The organism is Arthrobacter dokdonellae (assembly GCF_003268655.1).
GTDB classification, from domain to species: Bacteria; Actinomycetota; Actinomycetes; order Actinomycetales; family Micrococcaceae; genus Specibacter; species Specibacter dokdonellae.
In genome coordinates this window covers 934,756-952,387 of sequence record NZ_CP029642.1, presented here as the reverse complement: position 1 = coordinate 952,387, position 17,632 = coordinate 934,756, and the positions used below count along the sequence as shown (strand labels likewise).

Sequence of the window (17,632 nt, the reverse complement as noted above, 5' to 3'; positions counted from 1 at the left end):
TCAGCGACAGTGCCGGCTTTCCGTCGCCTGCTCACCCACCACCTCCAGGTCCGGTTCCAGGTTGAGCATCAGCTTGAACCCGTCCCGGATCAGCTGCTGGTCGTCCACGTGCAAGACGGTCGTCATGTGCCCTCCCCTCCCGCGGCGCCGCTGGACCGGGAGCCCGGGCCGGGGATGCGCGCGCAAACCCGCCAGCCGCCGTCGTCCATGGGCCCGGCATCGAGCGTTCCGCCCGCCAGCTGCATCCGTTCGCGCAGTCCCAGAAGGCCTAGCCCCTGCCGGGACCGCCGGCGGGCGCGTTGCCCGGCGCGTTGCGGATCTCCGCCTCCACCCCGCCGCCGGCAGGCTGCACGGACACGCTGGTCGGGATCATGCCGGCCGTCCAGCGCGGCGCCGGCAGCGTCTGCCTGCACGGCGATCACGCTCATGCTGTGGCCAAGCACGTCGTGAAGTTCACGGGCTATCCGAAGCCGCTCCTCGGCGACGGCCAGGCGGGCAACATCGCAGCTGTTGGTATTTCAGGCGGCCACGCCACACCCGGGCGGCCCGGCCCAGCAGCCAGATCCCACCAAACACCAGGACGATGAACAGATAGTCGGGCCCGTGCCCCAGCCATTCACCGGCCAGCCGGGCGGCCAGTAGCACCGTTCCGCCAAAGGCCGCGGCGCCTTCGGAGGACCAGGCGGCCACCGAGTGCATCCCCACGGCGAACACCACCAGCGACCACAACGACCCTGGCGTGTGCGCCAGCCATCCTGGAGAAGGTTAGCCACGGCGGCAGCCAGGGCGGGCAGCAGCGGGAGCTTGCGGCGCCAGGCCAGCGGGGCCGTCATGGCCACGGCGGCCGGAACGGTGATTACCAGCGGGCCCTCATCGGGGGTTGAGTGGGATCCGTGCCGTCATTAGCGCTAGCAGGATTTCCGTTTCGGGGTAGCGGCTACGATCAGTGCTTATGGCTGGAGTTTTTCTCACTGAGGCGCAGTCCGCCGCATACACCGTTAATGAGATGGTCCCGCACGCTATGTGGCGGCCCGGGTGTCCGTGGCGGGGATGCGTGGGTATGCCGTTCACATGCGTGGTGGTTTGGGCAGGCGTTCGCTGCTGGTTGCGGCCCGGGCGGCGAGCTGTTCGAATTGTGTCTGCGTGAGGTCGTTGTCTGCGGAATGTGGTTCCGGGGGGCCGGCCAGGCAATCCGCAGCCCGTGCGACTTCCGCCGTTGTGAGGCTTCGCTGGCCGAGGTCCAGGAGGGCGATCATGGCCAGTGTTTCGAACTGTGTGGCCACGGTGTTACAGTCTGCCCGGGATATTCCGGCGTGTTCATCGGCAGGATTCAGGGGAGAGCGCAGCCTTCAGGTTTGGATCCGCCCGCAGGGCGCCCCCGCCGATGCCGATCGTGAAGAAGATCGCGGTGAACCCCGCGATGATCGTGCCCCCACCCAACTGCAGCCCGGCCGCGATAAGCATCGCCCCGCCCATGACCACGACCACGACCACGACCAGGCCGAGATTGGCCGAATACCGGCCCTTCCGCGGCCGGACCGAGCCTCCGCCGCTGCTGGCCGCCGCCGCGCCGTTCATCCTGCCCTGTTCTGAGACATCTGTCCCACTCGTAACGCCGTCGATGCGGGGCAGCCGATCCCACGGCCCCCGCGGTCTCGATCGCAACCTTCTGCTCGTTCGTCACATCATCCCTCCACAGTCTCACAGGCCGGTCAAGTCGGCGTACCGATCCATCAGAGCACCACGGCACGGCGGCGGGACCCAAGCCCGGGGCCAGCCGCCGTCCTCGTCCGGTCAAGCGGGCAGGAAACCCCGCCGGTCTTCGGCGATGGAGCTGTGGCTGGACATGCCGCCGTCGACGGTGAGCAGCTGTCCGGTCAGGTAGCGCGACTCGTCCGAGGCCAGGAAGAGCATGGTGTTGGCGATGTCGTCCGGCTCGCCCAGGAACGGCAGGGCGTTGTGCGCCACTATTGCGTCGATCTCCGCAGATGAGAGATTGTCGAGCAGTGCCGGGGACGAGATCGCGCCGGGGGCTACCGCATTGCAGCGCACGTTCCGGGGTCCGTATTGGGTGGCGATGTATTGGGTCAGGCGGATGACGGCGGCCTTCGCGGTGCCGTAGGCGCTTTGCAGGTAGTCGCCGGAGAGCCCGGCGACCGATGCCGTGTTGATGATCGAGCCGCCGCCGGCAGCGATCATATGCGGCAGTGCCAGGCGCGCGCCCAGCACGGTGCTGCGCACGTTCAGCGCCATCGTCTTGTCGAATTCATCCAGGTCCATGCGCAGCAGGTCCAGGTCCTTGCGGGGGTTGCTCCCACCCACGTGGTTGCACAGGACGTGCAGGGAGCCGAATTCATCCACCGCCCGCCCGATCAGGGAAGCGATGGACTCTTCGTCCATGACGTTGACGGCCGTCCCGACGGCTGTGCCTCCGGCTTCGGTGATCTCCGCGGCCGCAGCCACAGCGCGGTCGGCATTGACGTCGCCGATGACGACGGCGGCGCCCTCGGCAGCAAAGCGGTGTGCTGCGGCCAGGCCGATTCCGCTCGCTCCTCCGGTGATGACTGCGGTCTTATGTTCTAGGCGCATGGGAATCCTTGTCCTTGGTCATGGTGGTTGGGTCGGTTGGATCATCCAGATCGGGGCGGGGCCAATGCCGGCCCTCGAGGTCCTCGATCGCAACATTGAAGCGCATCAACAGCTCGGCGAACTGTTCCACGTCGGCGCGCTCCCACGAGCCGATGGTCCGTTTGACACCGGCTTCATAGTGGAACCGGTCGGCATTAAGCTGACGCAGGCCCTCCGCGGATGGACGGAATCGGCGCGCCGTGCCGCCCGCTGGATCCAGGCATGGTTCGGCGTGCCCGGCGCGCTGCAGGGCCGCGATCTGCCGATTGACGGTCGACAGGTCCAGTCCGAAAGCCCGGGCCATCCCCTTGATCGTCAGCGGGCCCTCCGCCTCCAGACGGCTCAGGATCAGGTAGGCGGACCGTTCCAGCCGCAGGTTCCGATCCCGGGACTTCAGGTACTGCCGGGACAGCAGGGCCAATTCACGTTCGAGGATGCGCACGTCGTTCACATCGATTCCTTGTCGTCGCGGATAATGCGCTGAATGGCCAGAAAAAGCCGCGGATGTCCAATATGTGCATCATACACAATGTATGTATGATGCACATACTATGGGTATTCGACGGTTAGTGGGAGATAGATGAACGCGATAGCACAATCCGCACCTCGGGTGAATGGGGAGGCTGCGGAACCGAGCGGTCGTCGACCGGGCGGAAGACCCGGCTTGGTGATCTTCGCGCTGAGCTTCGCCGGGGTCGTCGTCGCCTTGATGCAGACGCTGGTCATCCCCCTGATTCCGCAACTTCCAAGGCTTCTGCACACGACGGCGTCCAACGCGTCCTGGGTCGTGACGGCCACGCTGCTAGCCGGCGCCGTGGTGACCCCGATCAGCGGCCGGTTAGGTGACATGTTCGGCAAGCGCCGCATGCTCATCCTATCCATGACGGCACTCATTGTCGGGTCGGTGTTGTGCGCTGTCACAGAAGAATTCCGCTTAGTGGTCGCCGGACGGGCACTGCAGGGCATCGCCACCGGAGCCATTCCGCTGGGCATCAGCATCCTCCGCGACGAACTGCCGCCGAAGCGGGTCGCATTCGGGATGGCCGTTGTCAGCGCGACCCTCGGCGTCGGCGGTGCCATCGGTCTGCCAGTGTCCGCTGCCATCGCCCAGGCGGGCAATTGGCACGTCCTGTTCTGGGCCGCCGCCGGAATGGGCGTACTCGCCCTGGGCCTGGTCCTGGGGGTGGTGCGCGAATCGCCGGTGCGGTTGGGCCCCTCGGTGCGATTCGATTACCTGGGCGCGGCAGGTCTGGGCCTGGGCCTGGTGGCCTTGCTCGTCGGCGTAAGCAAGGGTGCGACGTGGGGCTGGGCGTCACCCCTGACATGGGGCTCGCTCGGTATCTCCCTCATGGTGCTCCTACTCTGGGGCATCTACGAGTTGCGTACCGCTGCACCCCTGGTCGACCTGCGCGTGTCGGCTCGACGCCAGGTCCTGTTTACCAACCTGGCCTCCGTCGTCGTCGGGTTCGCCATGTACGGGATGTCGCTGACCTTGCCGCAGCTGCTGATGACTCCCAAAAGTACCGGGTACGGCTTCGGCCTCGACATGGTCCAGGCAGGACTGGTCCTGGCCCCGGGCGGGCTGGTGATGCTCTTGCTGTCGCCGATTTCCGCGGGGATTTCTGCCCGCAGGGGGCCCAAGTTCACGCTCATGGCAGGGGCAGCAGTCATCGCTGTCGGTTACGGGTTCGCCCTTCTCGCCAACACGCAGATCTGGCAGGTCATGGTGGCCGGCATGATCATCAGCGGCGGCATCGGCCTTGCCTATGCTTCGATGCCGGCCCTGATCATGGCATCGGTGCCCGTCCACGAAACTGCCTCCGCCAACGGCCTCAACACACTGATGCGCTCGGTGGGCACCACTGTATCGGCCGCGGTCATGGCCCTGGTCTTGACGGCCATGACCGTCACGGTCGGTTCCACGAAAATCCCCTCGCAGGACGGTTTCGTCATGACCTTCGTCATCGGCGCGGTCGCCGCACTCACAGCCGTCGCCGTGGTCGCGTTCATTCCCCGGCGCCCGGCTGGCATGTGAGCAGAACCGCCACGGGCAGGAATGAGCGATAGACGCAGGTGACGCGGGACGACCTGCGCTGCTGGCGAGGTTCGTGCCCACGGGGCTGGCGCTGCGGGCGAGGAATGCAGCGCTTGCCGCGCCGGCGGCGAACTCGGGCCGGGCTACGCGTCAGATGGCGTAGCTCGGTTCGTGCCGCTTGAACCAGCCGATCACCAGGGTGGTCACGGGGACCAGCAGGTACTGCACGCCCACCTTGTACAGGAAGCCCACCAGCACGTAGTTGGCGAACATGCCAAAGCCGACAATGCCGATGACCGGCGCGGCAATCGTGCAGAAGATGAGGGTGTCGATGAATTCACCCACGCCGCTGGAGCCCATGAGGCGCATCCACAGTTTCCGTTCCCCCTGGCGGGCCTTGAGCCGGACCATGATGAGCGAGTTGATGGTCTGTCCGGCCAGGAACGCGAGCAGGCTGGCCAGCACGATCTGCGGGACCGGGCCCAGGGCCTCCACCAGGGCGTGCTGCTTGGCCACGCCGTAGTCGTCGGTGAATCCGGGCAGCGCAATGATCACCCAGTAGCTCAGCGACGCAAAAATGGACAGCGCGAACGTGGTGAAGATGGCCTTGCGCGCCATCTTAAAACCGTAAATTTCACTGATCACGTCTCCCAGGATGTAGGCGAACGGGAAGAGGAAGAAGCCGCCGTCGGTCACGATCGGCCCAAAAAGGACACCTTTGGAGGCGCCAATGTTGGAGAGGATGACGATCACGGCCATGCTCGCCAGCATGATGCCGTAGTACCGGCTCCCGACGTCGGCAAAGCGGGCGCCAACTTGGGGGCTGGCCGCAGCCCCGGGAGTGGCGTTGGTTTCGGGCGTGGCGGCATTGTTTTGCAGCGAAGGCATGGCAGGCAGTCTCAAATCGGTTGTAAGTGGTTCGCCCAGCCGCCCCCGCATGAGGTGGCGGCCGGCTGTATTATCACTGGGCCCGTCTGCACCCGGGCCACCACCAATTCTGCCATGCCGTGCCGGGCTGCACCTCCGACGGTGCCGGCGGCCTGCCCGGCGCGGATCTTTCCCCTGGCGTCCACGACGGTGAGGTCATCGCCGCAGATGGCGCACGGTGCCTTCAGCCGCCCGCGCAGCAGGTTCTTGCGCAGGTAGGCCTGTTCGAGCCGGATGGTGGTCGGTGTCTGCTGGTCCGGCTCGTCGGCGCCCCACGCGCTGCCGGGCAGCCCGCGCAGGCTCCCCGCGGACGACTGCGGGGCCGTTACACCGCACTCGTGAAGCAGCGCCTGCCCCTCCTCCTCGGTCAGCGCGGAAATGTACCGTTGGAGCGGCTTGCCGGCGGCATTCTGGGGTCCCGGACCACTTTCCGCGGTGAGGCCGGCGGCGCGTTCACGGTGCACCCGGAGACCATCGGCCAGCGGCGTCGTGCGCACCAGCCAGCCGTCGTCGCACTCGCCCAACTGCTTCTCATGGCCGTCTGGCCGTGGCGCGTCCTGCCATTTCTCGCTCACCACGCTCACGGCCCGGATGTAGGGCCAAAGTAGTTGAAAACCACGTCGCCGCGCCACTTGTGAAGCTGCGCAAGGTTCAGTGGTGAACTCTGCGCAGCTTCACAGCCGGCAACGGCTCAGGGCCGCCTGACAGGCTCCTGCAGCTCGGTGATCCACTGCTGCTGATCCGGGCCCATGCCGTAGTCGAGGTACAGCTCCCGGTTCAGGCCGGTGGAAACCCAGCCGTTGGCGTCGATCCACCGGGCCAAGGCCTGCACCGACGGCATGACGTTGTCCATGACCCCGCGGTGGATCAACGTTGCTGCCTGCTCCACGGCCGGAAGGTCCACCACGTCAAAGGCGCCGCCGGCCACGGAGGCCGAAATCTGGGCGCCGGCGTGCACACGGACGCGCCCGCCGTCGAGCCACTCGTAGTACGCAACGCCGGGGCCGGTGGGCGCGACCCCGGCAGCGTCCAGCGCGCCGTACAGCCTTTCGTAGAGCGGCTGGATGACGGGGCTGATGGAGGACGGCTCGAAGCTCTCCGCTTCCGCGGACAACTCGGCGAGCCGGACAGCCGGGATGGACTTGATGATGACTTCGTACTCGGGCATGGCGCCCTCACTTTCGATGACACGGAGCCTCGCCTCAACGGACGCCAGCCGGGCCGAATCCGCTGCGAGCCGTTCTTCAAGCTCGCTGCGGCGCAAACGCAGCATGCCGCGCAGTTCCTCCGCGCTCGGGCTGGAATCAAGGATCCGGGACACTGTTTCCAGTGTGAACCCGAGGTCCTTCAGCGCAACGATCCGGTTCAGCCGGGCCAGTTGCGGGCCCTCATAGTACCGGTATCCGGTGGAATCCACGCGGGCGGGGCGCAGCAGCGCAATGCTGTCGTAGTGGCGCAGCATGCGCACCGACACCCGGCCGGCCCTGGCGAAATCTCCTATTTGGAACATGACACCTTCAAGACTCGTACCTGCCACCGTGTCAGGGTCAATCCCCCATTCCTCCCCAACCTCGTTCCTCGGCCGGGGCCCCTCGAAACCGTGGCCCCACCCATTTCCTCCCCAACCTCGTTCCTCGGCCGGGGCCCCTCGAAACCGTGGCCCCACCCATTTCCTCCCCAACCTCGTTCCTCGGTCGGGGCCCCTCGAAACCGTGGCCCCCGGACAGCTATTTCTTGAAGCTGAGGATCTCCGCCACCTGCGTCCAGCCACGGGGAGCCATGCGTGCGGCCTGCCCGGAACCGGCCACAAAATACAGGACGTCGGCGCCATGCAGGAAGGCCTCCTCGCCCAGAGACGCGATCATGACGGTCTCCAGCTCGGTCTGCATGCCCTCCCCCTCGGGATCCACGTGCAGACCGCCCAGGACAGCCAGTCCGTCGGTCACCTTGACCCGTCCGCCAGCCACCGGGCGGTCGAACAAGGCAACCTCAACGGCGTCGTAGTGTTCCAGCGGCACTTCTGCCAGGTTTGTGTTCGGCGGCATGTGCGGGACAAGGTCAAGCTCATCGGTCGACGCGGACAGCAGGACGGCGGCGCCCGTTTCGGTGAGCCGCGCCGCGGCGGCAAACGCGCGGGCGGCCGCCGTGTCCTCGGTCACCAGGTGCATGACGCTTCCCTCGGCAATGGCGCCGGCACCGACCGGCCAGGCCAGAATCTGTTCCGCAGCGGGGTCCTCCAAGTCGCGGATGGCCGCCCAGGCCGGTCCCCAGGTACTCAGTGATTCGTGCCAGCTCGTCATCGTTGCATCCTTGCCTTGAATTTCGGTAGCCAAGAGCCGGTCGCGGGAAATGGCCGCGGGTCCGGCCCCTCCAGCATAGGCACACCGCCGGGCCGAATCAGTTCCCGATTTCGGTCCGGACGGCGTACAGTTCCGGGAAAAACGTCAGGTCCAGGGCCCGCTGCAGGAAGCCGACTCCGGAGGAGCCGCCCGTGCCGGACTTCATGCCGATGATCCGCTTGACCGTGGCCACATGGCGGAAGCGCCAGAGCTGGAAGTTGTCCTCCAGGTCCACCAGCTCCTCGCATGCCTCGTACAGGTCCCAGTGGTCGTCGGGCTTTTCATACACGACCCGGACAGCCTCCACGACGGCCTGGTTGAACACGTGCGCCTTGGTCAGGTCCCGTGCCAGCAGCTCCGCTGGGACGGCAAAGCCCCGGCGGGAGAGGAGCGCCAGGAATTCGTCATAGATGCTGGTTTGCCGCAGGATCTCCGCCAGCATGGCCCGGGCCGGCGGGTTAGCCTCAAACACCTTGAGCATCCCGGCGTTCTTGTTGCCCAGCATGAATTCCACGGCCCGGTACTGGTACGACTGGAACCCCGACGCCGAACCCAAGTCGCCGCGGAACTGCACGTATTCACTGGGTGTCAGGGTGGCCAGGATGCTCCACTGTTCCGTCAGCGAGCGCTGGATGTGCTTGATCCGGGCCACGCCCTTCATGGCGGCGCGCAGGTTGTCCGCGGCGAGCTGGACGCGCACGGCCCGCAGCTCGTGCAGCATGAGCTTGAGCCAGAGCTCGGAGGTCTGATGCTGGATGATGAACAGCATTTCGTCATGGTGCCGGCTGACGGGCTGCTGGGCGCTGAGCAGGGTGTCCAGCGCCAGGTAGCTTCCGTAGCTCATCTTGTCGCTGAAGTCCGTCTCAATGCCGGATTCAATTTTCCGGGTGTTCTGTGGCATGGCCGTTCCCCTTCACAAAGCGGTTTGAACTCACATTACGCCCGCGCCAGCAGCCCGAGGACCAGGTCCCGGCATACGGCCCAGGCGCGGCTGCCCGGGTCGATCAGGGCGTAGTGGTCGCCGGGGACGGAAATGAACTCCGCCGTCCCGCCCGCCGCGACCGCCGCCGCGACGTAACTGCGGCTCTGGGAGGCGGGGACGTCGTCGTCGTCCGCGGCCTGGACAGCGTACAGGGGGACGCCCAGGGGCAGGGCCGCCATGGGATCCGCGCGCGCCACATCCCGGCCCAGCAGCGCCGTCACTGCGCGGTTGCTCAGCCCCAGCCGCTGCGCCTCGGCCAGGTTCAACAGCCCGGACTGGCTGACGACGCCGGACACGGCCACCGCGGGTCCCCCGCCCACCGCCGTGGTTGGGAACGCGCCGCGGCCGGCCGCCCACACGCCCAGATGTCCGCCGGCGGAGTGGCCGAGCACCACCACGCGCGCAAGGTCCAGGCCGTGGCCCGCGGCGGCCAGTGCGTCGATGCCGGCCGCCACGTCCAGGAACGTCTCCGGCCAGCCCCCTCCGTTGCCCATGCGCCGGTACTCCAGGTTCCAGGCCGCCACCCCGTGCGCGGCGAGGTCGCGCGCCAGCGGGGCGCCCAGCTCGGCGCCGTACGTGCTGCGCCAGTAGCCGCCATGGATCACCACCACCACGCCTGCCTGGTCCGGTTCGTCCGGCAGGTGGAGGTCCGCCCACTGGGAGGGGTCCGGGCCGTAGGAATAGCGCTGCGGGATCATGGTCCACAGCGTAGCCGGTCCGTTCTGCGCACCCGCCGTGGCGGCCGGTGCGCAGACACTGTCATGCGCGCCGTAGCGCATGAACACCGCGCAGGGCCGGACGGGAATCATCCCGGCCGGCCCGCGGTTGGCCCAAGGAGACAGGAATCCAACAGCAGAGGCGGAGAACCCCATGAAGGCCATGAGCTATGCACGCTACGGCGGCGCTGAAGTCCTTGAACGTACCGAGCAGCCCGTGCCGAAGGTCTCCCCCGGATCCGTGCTGGTCCGGGTCAGGGCCGCCGGCGTCAACCCCGTGGACTGGAAGATCATGGCCGGCCATCTGGACCAAATCATGGACGTGACCTTCCCGGTGGTGCCGGGCTGGGATGTGGCCGGCGTCGTGGAGGCAGTGGGCCTTGACACGCCGGAGTTCGAGGTGGGGGACGAGGTCTACTCCTACGGCCGCCGCGACACCGTCCATGGAGGAACGTTTGCCGAGCTGGTCGCCCTGCCCGCCTCAGCGGTCTCCCGCAAGCCCGTGTCGCTGGGCTGGGAAGAAGCCGCAGGGCTTCCGCTGACCGGACTGACGGCGCTGCGGACGTTGGATGCCCTCCGCCTCACCGGGGGCGAGACGATTCTCGTCCACAACGGGTCCGGCGGGGTGGGCCGCACGGCCGTCCAGCTGGCCGTCCATGCAGGAGCCCGCGTGATTGCCACGGCGTCCGCCAAAAACCACGCCCGCCTGCGCGAACTTGGCGCCGAGCCGGTCGAGTACGGCGACGGCCTGGCCGGCCGTGTCCGCGCCCTGGCCCCCGACGGCGCGGACGCCGTGGCGGACTTCGCCGGCGGCGTGCTGGAAACGACGTTGGCCGTGCTCAAGGACGGCGGCCGCCACGCGTCGATTGCCGACGGTTCCGTCTCCGGACAGGGGGGCCGCTATGTCTGGGTCCGCCCGGACGCCCGCGAACTGGACCGGCTCAGCGCGCTGGTCGACGCCGGCACACTCACCGTTGACGTCTCCGCCACCTACCCGATGGAGGAGGCGGCCGCGGCGTTCGCTGCCAGCATGTCCGGACACGGCGGCGGCAAGATCGTCCTGTCGGAGTTCAGCAGCTAGGCGGCAGTCCTTTCAGAAGACCGCGTGACAATGAGCCACAGGCGGTGACGGCTGCGACCCCGGTGCCTTGCGGATACGGTTAGAGGGATCGTTTCCCCGCCGACCGCAAGGAACCCTGTGGCCAAGAAGTCCAACAAGTCCCGCTTCGGCAATCCCGCAAAGGCTGCCGCTGACACGGCCGCGCGGGCGAATGTCATGCCGCTGCGCGACGTGCGGTTGGACCGCGTCATGGAGGCGCTGGCGCCGGGATTTGCGCTCTGGCTGGAATCCCAGGGCCGTGGCGACGCCGGCATCGACACCAGCTTGATGATCCTCGACGACTTCTTTGACATGTACCGCACGGTTGAGCCCCGGCCCGACGCGACGTCGCTGGCGCCCGCCGCGGTGCGGGAGGTCCTGGAGGCCGGGACCGCAGCAGGTCCGCAGGACGGCTTTGCGCTGCGCAGCGGCGTGAGGGATTATGTGGGCTACCTGGTCCAGGCGTCACTGTGGACGGGGACTGCCGGGGAACTGGCGGAACTGCAGGAATTGTTCAAGCAGCCCGGCCTTGACGCCACCCCCGGCCTTGACGCCTTCGTGCCGCCACGTGCGGGCGCCGACAATGACGACGTCCGTAAAGACGACAGTGCCAGCGGCGGCGGTTTCGTTGACCCCGACGACTATGACTTTCCCGATGTCTACATTCCGAGGCTGACCGCCGAACAAGTCAAAAGCACGGTCGCGGCATCACCGCTGTGGAAGAACATTGAGTCGCTCCTGGCGTGGGTTGGCGGCGGCCGGGACGTCACCACCAAGGGAGCCCTGCGAAAGAAGGACAGGGCAGAAGCTGCCGCGGCCCTCACCGACAGCGGCGCCGGGATCCTTGGTGACGCCATCCGGTCATCCGCCACGCCCGCCGACCTCGAGTGGGAGGCCCTGAACAGGCTCAAGCTGTACTGGCACCTGCTGGGCGGCCTGGGACTGATCACGTTCGACGCCGGCCGGGCGGTCCTCCCGCCGCACACCAAGGAGCGCTTGGAATGTGAGGAAGCCAGGGTTGCGGCGTTTCTGGACGTGCTTGGCCAGTTCATCTTCATCTCCACCCTGACCGGATCCGAGCCCGGCAGCTACAACGGCTGGCACGTGGACATGGCCTCCTTCATGGCTGAATGCGCCACCGACAACCCGCCCGAATCGGCGCCGCTCGTCCATGCCCTGGAATCACCTGACGCCGTCCATCCGGACCTGCACATCCTCGCCAAGAACGTCGCAAGCTGGGCCGCGGAAGGGCTCGTCACCATTGACGACCACGTTACGGTCCCACCCGCATTCCGCCCGGATCTGGTTGGCATGCTGGAGGAGGACTTTCCTGTCAAGGCCGTGGGCCCGGGCGCAGGCGTGGACGTCGCGGAACTGTACCGCAAGGGCTGACCACCTTGCTTTCCCGCAGGCCGACGCCTGCCCCGCCTAAATCCGCCCGGCCTCGTGCACGCGCAGCTGCATGAGGGCCAGGTCGATGAGCGGCACCTCCAGGCCCATCTCCGCCGCGCGGCGCGCAAAGTCGCCCAGGATGTGTTCGGCCTCGTTGGGCAGCCCCGCCGTGACGTCGCGGTACAGCGACGAGGTGAACGTGGAGCCCGGCTGGGTCAGGAACCCCAGCGCCTCCGCGATGACGGGGTCCGGAACGGGGAAGCCAGCCTCGGTGGAGACGGCGACGGCCTCGGCCAGGGCCGCGTAGACAAAGTCGGCGCCGCCCGGGACGGCCACGATGGCGCCCACGGGCCCGCGCATCAGGCACGTCACGACGCCCGCCGTCGCGATGAACACCCACTTGTGCCACATCGAAGCGAGCGCGTCGGGGACCGCCCGGGCCGTGTAGCCGGGGACGTCGATCTCGGCGAGGATCCGCCGCACCCTGTCGCTGGGGCCGCCGCGCAGCTCGCCCAGGTCCCACTCGGCGAGGGGGCCCAGCTGGAGGATGCCACCGCCGTCGTCCAAGGTGGTGAGCACCTTGACCACGCTGCCCAGCAGCCGATCCTCCCCAAAGGCCGCGGCAAGCGCGTCGAGGTGCGCCATGCCGTTGAGGAAGGGGATGACCACCGTGTCCGGACCGACGGCGGGGGCCAGGTCGGCGATGGCGCCGGCGAGCCCGCCCGCCTTGACGGTGACCACCACGACGTCGAACGGCCCGCCCGGTTGGCCTGCCGTCACGATCTGCGGCTCGATCCGCTGGTCCTGGCCCAGCCCCGAAATCCGCAGCCCCCGCTCCCGCAGGACCGCCGCCCGGCCGCCGCGGACCAGGAAGGTCACGTCGCGCCCCGCCTGCGCGAGGCGTGCGCCAAAGTAGCCGCCGGTCGCGCCGGCCCCCACCACAAGAATCCTCATGTCAGCTCTTTTCTGCGTCTGCGGTGCCTGACGTATTCGTGCCAGGTCAGGCCCACAATCAGGATATCGAACACGGTCAGCACGACCAGCCCCAGCGACGGGGTGAGCGTGAGCTGGTAGAACTGGTAGAGGATGAAGATGACCAGGACGCCGATCATCCACGGGTAGGCCCAGAGCTTGTCCAGCAGCAGCGCCGTCACCAGGACCACCTTGACGATGCCGTGCGCCAGCAGGTAGGCGGCGGTGAAAACCACCACATGGTCGCTGAGGCCGGATGCGCCCTGCAGGATGTGGTTGGCGATGAAGTCGTTCGGATCGTCAGTCAGTTCCGGCTGGGTGATCAGGATGGCCAGATCCTTGATCTGCTCCGGCGCCACGAACAGCAGGAACAGCCCGCCCACCAGCTCCAGGGCCCCGTCGAGGCCCTTGAGGATGATGCCGATGGCAAAGAACCTGTCCCACCAGTCCGTGAATTTCAGTAAGGCCATGCCGCCTCCCAACGGAAATGCTGTCTGGAGCGTAGCACCGTCACCCGTGCGGCGGCTGGCCTGAATGAGGCCGGGCCGCAACGGTGACGCCGTGCTGAACGCGGCCACGGTGAAGTCGGGCAGGGCCTGCGCCCGGGGGCTGGGCCGGGGGTGTTCGGGCCAAATGGCCACCATGGTGGTCTGGTGGCCGGCGGCGCCAACGGACGCACGGCCACGGGAAAACCCTCGAGGCTGACCGGTGCCCAGTTGGGACGAGACATCCCCGGCGAGGCATTCCTGGTGCCCGTCGTCGAACTGTTCCGCAAGCACTGGCTCCTGGTCATCCTGGCGGCCCTGGTGTTTGTGGGCAACAACGCCGCCGGCTACATGGCCACGGGACGCTTCATCCCCAGCTGGTGTTCGCGGCGCAGGCGCACCTACACCGTCGGTTACATCGCCATGGCCCTGACAGCCCACCAGGCGGAGCAGGATCTGGGCTCCGCCATCTTCGACACGCGCCTCCCCTCGGCCGTGGCTCCCGCGCAGGCCTAAAAACCCGTGCAGGCCTACACCCCGGGCACGACGGCGGCACCCACCTTGGGCGGGTGCCGCCGTCGTGCCCGTCGCGCCCCGCGGCTATAGCGCCCAGCCGGCTTCACCGTACGGCCCCTGTGAATGCGTGCGGAGGTACTCCCGGAGGACGGCGGCGCCCAGGTCGCCGACGTCGGGCGCCACCACGCGGCCGCCAATGCGGCGGGCCATGCCATCCACGAACCGCTCCAGGCCGGGGTCCCCGCCCAGGCGGAAGAACGTCACCTGCGTGCCGGCCCGGCCCAGGCGGTCGAGTTCGGCGACCGTGGCGCCGACGGTCGCGGGGTCCGGCGGCCAGGAAAACCAGGGCTCGCCGTCGGGCAGGAGATGTGCGGTGGGTTCACCGTCGGTCACCACCAACAGGACCGGCTGCAGGGACCGGTGCTGGTGGAAGAAGCGCCCGGCCAGCAGCAGGCCGTGGTGCAGGTTGGTTCCCTGTTCCCGGTCCGCCGGCAGGGCGGTCAGCTCCCCGATGTCCATGGACTGCGCGCGAAGGCCGAACGTGATTAGCTGCAGCCGGTCCCCCCGGAAGCGGGTGGAGACGAGGTGGTGCAGGGCGAGCGCGGTGCGTTTCATGGGCACCCAGCGCCCCTCGGCGGCCATGGAGAAGGACACGTCCGCGAGCAGGACGACGGCGGCCCTGGTGCGCGCCTCGGTCTCCGCCACCTCGATGTCGCCGACCTCCAGGTGCAGGCCGTTGGCCGGGTTCCCGCCGTCGGCCGCGGTGCGGGTGATGGCGTTGGTGATGGTGCGGGTGACGTCCCACGGCTCGGCATCGCCGAACTGCCACGGGCGGCTGGATCCGGCCGGCTCCCCCGCGGCACCGGCGGCCCTTGTGTCCCGGGATCCCGTCCGGCCGGAGAGCTGCCTGGCGGTGTCGCGCAGCAGCGACTTGCCCAGGCGGCGCATGGCCTGCGGAGACAGCCGGAGGTCCCCGCCCGCATCACGCCGCAGGTAGCCGCCGTCCTGCATGGCCCGCTCGATCTCCGCGAGGGTGCGGGCCGAGACCGCCGCGTCCGCCCCCAGCTGGCGGGCGAGCGCGGCCAGGTCCAGGTCGTCAAGGCTTGATCCGGCGTAGGACTGGGAAAGCTGTTCGGCCAGCCCGTCCAGTTCGGCAAGGTCCTGGAGCACACCCGTGCCGTCGCCGAGGCCCAGGCCCTCCTGGCCGCCGAAGCGTTCGGAGCCGGACCAGTTCTCGCCCGGCCGCAGGGCCTGGAGGTTGGAGTCGAGCGCGTCGAGCTGCGCCATCAGCGCCTGCGAGCCGAAGGCCTGGGCGGAGAGCCGCGTCAGTTCCTCGCGCTGCTCCGCGGACATGGACTGCATGAGGCGCTGGGCCGCCGCCGCGCGCCGGGCCAGCGCGTCCACGAGCTCGTCGACCGATCGCGGGTTCTCCGGAAAAAAGTCTCCGTGGCGGCCCATGAAATCCTGGAAGTCCTGCGCGGTGTCCTCCCCGCGCCGGTGCTTTTCGAGCAGCCCGTTGAGGTCGCGCAGCATGGCCTCCACGGCCTCGCGGTCGTCCTCCGTGGCCCCCTCCAGGGCCTGTTTCATCCCGGCGAAGCGCTGGTCCAGGAGCTCGCGGCCCAGCAGGTCCTTGATCCGTTCGTAGGACTCCCTGGCCTCGCTGGACTGCCAGTCGTAGGAGGCTAGCTCGTTGACCGCGGCCGCGGTCGACGGCGGCAGGTTTTCCAGCTGCATTTCCCGGAAGGCGCGGTCGGTGTCATCCATGTCGACGTCGCGTGCCAGCTGCTTGCGTTCGGCGAGCACGGCAGCGTCGAGGAGCTTGCGGACCTCCTCGAGGGTGCCGTCCAGCCGGTGCCGGCCCAGCAGTTCATGGCGGCGCTGCTGGATGCGGCCAGCCAGCTCGTCCAGGCCCGGCCTGTTCCGGCCGCCGCGGCGCAGGTACTCCCTGAGCGCGCGGCGCGGTGAGTAACCGGCCATGACGTCCTCGGCGAGCGCGTCGAGGGCCTCGGCCAGGTCCACCGGCGGCGCCAGCGGATCGGGCCCCCCGGCATACCGTCCGTACCGGGAGCTGTGTTGGTGGACGCCCATGGTGCCTCCTACCCGTAGACCGTCTCCCCGCCGTCGGACTCCTTGGAGATCCGCCGGGCCAGGAAGAGCCCTTCCAGCGCCAGTTCAATCGCTGCCGCCCGCTGACCGTCGTTGCCCGCCTGCAGGTGGCTGCCGATCGCGTCGTAGAGGCCGGATCCGTCCAGTGCCGGGAGGTTGTCCAGAAACTCGCGGGCGGTGACGGCATCGCCCGTGGTCACGGTGACCTGGCCGTCGAACGCGGCCACCAGCGGGCTGAAATCCAGGCCGCGGTAGTGCAGCCGCACAGCCTCCGCGGTGGCCGTGCGCAGCAGGTGGCCCAGGATTTCCCGCTCGCGCCCCTCCTCCCCGGATTCAAATTCCAGCTTCCCGGACAGGACGGCCACCGCGCTTTCCAGGTCGACGATCCTTGCCACGGCCGTGTCTTCCCCGCGCACCGCGGCCCGCCGCAGCGCCGCCGCGGCGACCGTTTCGGCGCCCGCGATGCCGAACCGCGCCGAGACCCCGGAGCTTTGGTTGATGGCCGGGGACTGCCGCAGCGCGCGGGTGTAGCGGGCCAGGATTTCCAGGATGACCGGCGGGACGTCGGCCACCAGCTTCCCCTCCTGGCGGATGACGGCCACCTCGTCGTCGAGCTCCAACGGGTAGTGGGTGCGGATCTCCGCGCCAAACCGGTCCTTGAGGGGCGTGATGATCCGGCCGCGGTTGGTGTAGTCCTCGGGGTTGGCGGAGGCCACCACCAGGACGTCCAGCGGCAGGCGCAGCACATAGCCGCGGATCTGGATGTCGCGTTCCTCCATCACGTTCAGCAGTGAGACCTGGATCCGCTCGGCGAGGTCGGGCAGTTCGTTGATGGCGACGATGCCGCGGTTGGCGCGCGGGACCAGGCCGTAGTGGATGGTTTCCGGGTCACCGAGCCGGCGGCCCTCGGCGACCCGCATGGGATCGACGTCGCCGATGAGGTCGGCAACCGACGTGTCCGGGGTGGCCAGCTTCTCCACGTATCGTTCGGTTCGGTGGCGCCAGGCCACGGGCAGGCTGTCCCCTTCCCCGCGGACGCGGGCCCAGGACCGCTCCGTAATGGGTTCATAGGGGTGTTCGTTCAATTCCGAGCCATCAATCACCGGCGACCACTCGTCCAGCAGCCCGGCCAGTGTGCGCAGCAGGCGCGTCTTGCCCTGTCCGCGCTCGCCGAGCAGCACCACGTCGTGGCCGGCGAGCAGGGCACGTTCAAGTTGGGGAAGGACCGTCTCATCCAATCCGTGGATGCCCGGCCAGGGATCGCGGCCTGCCGACAGCGCCGCGAGCAGGTTGTCGCGGAGCTCGTGGCGCAGGTCCTTGTGCACATGCCCGGCGGCCCGCAGTTCACCAACGGTGGAGATGTCTGGACGATCACTCACACCTCCACGGTAGTCCACCCCATGCCCGTCAATCGAGACCCCGGCGGGGTTCGTCC

21 protein-coding genes are annotated in these 17,632 nt (G+C 68.3%); 4 read left to right on the top strand and 17 right to left on the bottom strand.

All coding sequences use genetic code 11. The features are described 5' to 3' along the window. The 7 genes from DMB86_RS21395 to DMB86_RS04330 form a co-directional block, all read right to left on the bottom strand. Positions 1-126 carry a hypothetical protein gene (locus DMB86_RS21395; RefSeq protein ID WP_257792227.1) on the bottom strand — a complete coding sequence of 42 codons (126 nt, stop codon included), beginning with the start codon at positions 124-126 and terminating at the stop codon, positions 1-3. Then, a complete protein-coding gene (locus DMB86_RS20850; protein WP_129545461.1) occupies positions 123-428 on the bottom strand; it encodes an ATP-binding protein in 306 nt (101 codons plus the stop codon). Before DMB86_RS20850 ends, DMB86_RS21395 begins: the two co-directional genes overlap by 4 nt. 25 nt (positions 429-453) lie before the next feature. Beyond that, complete coding sequence (locus tag DMB86_RS04350) at positions 454-705, bottom strand: hypothetical protein (protein WP_129545460.1); 252 nt, start codon at positions 703-705, stop codon at positions 454-456. A gap of 362 nt (positions 706-1,067) precedes the next feature. Further along, on the bottom strand, positions 1,068-1,283 hold the full coding sequence (locus tag DMB86_RS04345; RefSeq protein ID WP_113716711.1) for a hypothetical protein: 216 nt from the start codon (positions 1,281-1,283) through the stop codon (positions 1,068-1,070). Between the two features lie 34 nt (positions 1,284-1,317). Further along, positions 1,318-1,578 carry a hypothetical protein gene (locus tag DMB86_RS04340; protein ID WP_113716710.1) on the bottom strand — a complete coding sequence of 87 codons (261 nt, stop codon included), beginning with the start codon at positions 1,576-1,578 and terminating at the stop codon, positions 1,318-1,320. Positions 1,579-1,794: 216 nt separating this feature from the next. Beyond that, positions 1,795-2,589, bottom strand: coding sequence for an SDR family NAD(P)-dependent oxidoreductase (locus DMB86_RS04335; RefSeq protein ID WP_113716709.1), 795 nt, complete (start codon positions 2,587-2,589; stop codon positions 1,795-1,797). Beyond that, a complete protein-coding gene (locus DMB86_RS04330; RefSeq protein ID WP_227878593.1) occupies positions 2,573-3,079 on the bottom strand; it encodes a MarR family winged helix-turn-helix transcriptional regulator in 507 nt (168 codons plus the stop codon). Before DMB86_RS04330 ends, DMB86_RS04335 begins: the two co-directional genes overlap by 17 nt. A 216-nt stretch (positions 3,080-3,295) precedes the next feature. Between DMB86_RS04330 and DMB86_RS04325 the strand changes: the two genes are divergently transcribed. Then, positions 3,296-4,663 carry an MFS transporter gene (locus DMB86_RS04325; protein ID WP_227878592.1) on the top strand — a complete coding sequence of 456 codons (1,368 nt, stop codon included), beginning with the start codon at positions 3,296-3,298 and terminating at the stop codon, positions 4,661-4,663. Positions 4,664-4,813: 150 nt separating this feature from the next. On the opposite strand, the gene DMB86_RS04320 is transcribed toward DMB86_RS04325, so the two are convergent. The 6 genes from DMB86_RS04320 to DMB86_RS04295 all read right to left on the bottom strand — a co-directional run bounded on the left by DMB86_RS04320 (position 4,814) and on the right by DMB86_RS04295 (position 9,609). Further along, positions 4,814-5,551: a queuosine precursor transporter gene (locus DMB86_RS04320; RefSeq protein WP_113716706.1), complete on the bottom strand. Its 738-nt coding sequence runs from the start codon at positions 5,549-5,551 to the stop codon at positions 4,814-4,816. A gap of 11 nt (positions 5,552-5,562) precedes the next feature. Continuing rightward, positions 5,563-6,174 carry a hypothetical protein gene (locus DMB86_RS04315; protein WP_129545459.1) on the bottom strand — a complete coding sequence of 204 codons (612 nt, stop codon included), beginning with the start codon at positions 6,172-6,174 and terminating at the stop codon, positions 5,563-5,565. Positions 6,175-6,281: 107 nt separating this feature from the next. Continuing rightward, positions 6,282-7,100 (bottom strand): MerR family transcriptional regulator, encoded by an 819-nt coding sequence (locus DMB86_RS04310; RefSeq protein WP_113716704.1) that lies wholly within the window; start codon positions 7,098-7,100, stop codon positions 6,282-6,284. Positions 7,101-7,317: 217 nt separating this feature from the next. Continuing rightward, positions 7,318-7,890, bottom strand: coding sequence for a hypothetical protein (locus DMB86_RS04305; RefSeq protein WP_113716703.1), 573 nt, complete (start codon positions 7,888-7,890; stop codon positions 7,318-7,320). 97 nt (positions 7,891-7,987) lie between these two features. Next, the gene (gene kynA, locus DMB86_RS04300; protein ID WP_113716702.1) at positions 7,988-8,830 is read right to left on the bottom strand and encodes a tryptophan 2,3-dioxygenase; all 843 of its coding nucleotides are present in this window, start codon (positions 8,828-8,830) and stop codon (positions 7,988-7,990) included. A gap of 35 nt (positions 8,831-8,865) precedes the next feature. Continuing rightward, positions 8,866-9,609 (bottom strand): alpha/beta hydrolase, encoded by a 744-nt coding sequence (locus tag DMB86_RS04295; RefSeq protein ID WP_113719332.1) that lies wholly within the window; start codon positions 9,607-9,609, stop codon positions 8,866-8,868. A 172-nt stretch (positions 9,610-9,781) separates the two neighbouring features. Between DMB86_RS04295 and DMB86_RS04290 the strand changes: the two genes are divergently transcribed. After that, the gene (locus DMB86_RS04290; protein ID WP_113716701.1) at positions 9,782-10,708 is read left to right on the top strand and encodes an NADP-dependent oxidoreductase; all 927 of its coding nucleotides are present in this window, start codon (positions 9,782-9,784) and stop codon (positions 10,706-10,708) included. Between the two features lie 117 nt (positions 10,709-10,825). Then, positions 10,826-12,118 (top strand): hypothetical protein, encoded by a 1,293-nt coding sequence (locus DMB86_RS04285; RefSeq protein ID WP_113716700.1) that lies wholly within the window; start codon positions 10,826-10,828, stop codon positions 12,116-12,118. 36 nt (positions 12,119-12,154) lie between these two features. On the opposite strand, the gene DMB86_RS04280 is transcribed toward DMB86_RS04285, so the two are convergent. Both DMB86_RS04280 and DMB86_RS04275 read right to left on the bottom strand, forming a co-directional pair. Then, positions 12,155-13,072, bottom strand: coding sequence for a ketopantoate reductase family protein (locus DMB86_RS04280; RefSeq protein WP_113716699.1), 918 nt, complete (start codon positions 13,070-13,072; stop codon positions 12,155-12,157). Further along, a complete protein-coding gene (locus DMB86_RS04275) occupies positions 13,069-13,560 on the bottom strand; it encodes a DUF2127 domain-containing protein (protein ID WP_171814363.1) in 492 nt (163 codons plus the stop codon). The genes DMB86_RS04280 and DMB86_RS04275 overlap by 4 nt, the downstream gene beginning before the upstream one ends. Before the next feature lie 183 nt (positions 13,561-13,743). Here DMB86_RS04275 and DMB86_RS04270 point away from each other — a divergent pair, with 183 nt between their 5' ends. Next, on the top strand, positions 13,744-14,091 hold the full coding sequence (locus DMB86_RS04270; RefSeq protein WP_129545457.1) for a hypothetical protein: 348 nt from the start codon (positions 13,744-13,746) through the stop codon (positions 14,089-14,091). An 84-nt stretch (positions 14,092-14,175) separates the two neighbouring features. Here DMB86_RS04270 and DMB86_RS04265 read toward each other — a convergent pair whose 3' ends face one another. Both DMB86_RS04265 and DMB86_RS04260 read right to left on the bottom strand, forming a co-directional pair. After that, complete coding sequence (locus DMB86_RS04265; RefSeq protein WP_113716696.1) at positions 14,176-16,179, bottom strand: vWA domain-containing protein; 2,004 nt, start codon at positions 16,177-16,179, stop codon at positions 14,176-14,178. Between the two features lie 8 nt (positions 16,180-16,187). Next, on the bottom strand, positions 16,188-17,576 hold the full coding sequence (locus DMB86_RS04260; RefSeq protein ID WP_113716695.1) for a sigma 54-interacting transcriptional regulator: 1,389 nt from the start codon (positions 17,574-17,576) through the stop codon (positions 16,188-16,190). Positions 17,577-17,632 lie beyond the last annotated feature (56 nt).

Bases quoted from the DNA above. Each gene is read 5' to 3' on its own strand.
- DMB86_RS21395 (WP_257792227.1), bottom strand. From the start codon at position 126: ATGACGACCGTCTTGCACGTGGACGACCAGCAGCTGATCCGGGACGGG.
- DMB86_RS20850 (WP_129545461.1), bottom strand. From the start codon at position 428: ATGAGCGTGATCGCCGTGCAGGCAGACGCTGCCGGCGCCGCGCTGGAC.
- DMB86_RS04340 (WP_113716710.1), bottom strand. From the start codon at position 1,578: ATGAACGGCGCGGCGGCGGCCAGCAGCGGCGGAGGCTCGGTCCGGCCG.
- DMB86_RS04335 (WP_113716709.1), bottom strand. From the start codon at position 2,589: ATGCGCCTAGAACATAAGACCGCAGTCATCACCGGAGGAGCGAGCGGA.
- DMB86_RS04320 (WP_113716706.1), bottom strand. From the start codon at position 5,551: ATGCCTTCGCTGCAAAACAATGCCGCCACGCCCGAAACCAACGCCACT.
- DMB86_RS04310 (WP_113716704.1), bottom strand. From the start codon at position 7,100: ATGTTCCAAATAGGAGATTTCGCCAGGGCCGGCCGGGTGTCGGTGCGC.
- DMB86_RS04305 (WP_113716703.1), bottom strand. From the start codon at position 7,890: ATGACGAGCTGGCACGAATCACTGAGTACCTGGGGACCGGCCTGGGCG.
- kynA (WP_113716702.1), bottom strand. From the start codon at position 8,830: ATGCCACAGAACACCCGGAAAATTGAATCCGGCATTGAGACGGACTTC.
- DMB86_RS04295 (WP_113719332.1), bottom strand. From the start codon at position 9,609: ATGATCCCGCAGCGCTATTCCTACGGCCCGGACCCCTCCCAGTGGGCG.
- DMB86_RS04290 (WP_113716701.1), top strand. From the start codon at position 9,782: ATGAAGGCCATGAGCTATGCACGCTACGGCGGCGCTGAAGTCCTTGAA.
- DMB86_RS04280 (WP_113716699.1), bottom strand. From the start codon at position 13,072: ATGAGGATTCTTGTGGTGGGGGCCGGCGCGACCGGCGGCTACTTTGGC.
- DMB86_RS04275 (WP_171814363.1), bottom strand. From the start codon at position 13,560: ATGGCCTTACTGAAATTCACGGACTGGTGGGACAGGTTCTTTGCCATC.
- DMB86_RS04265 (WP_113716696.1), bottom strand. From the start codon at position 16,179: ATGGGCGTCCACCAACACAGCTCCCGGTACGGACGGTATGCCGGGGGG.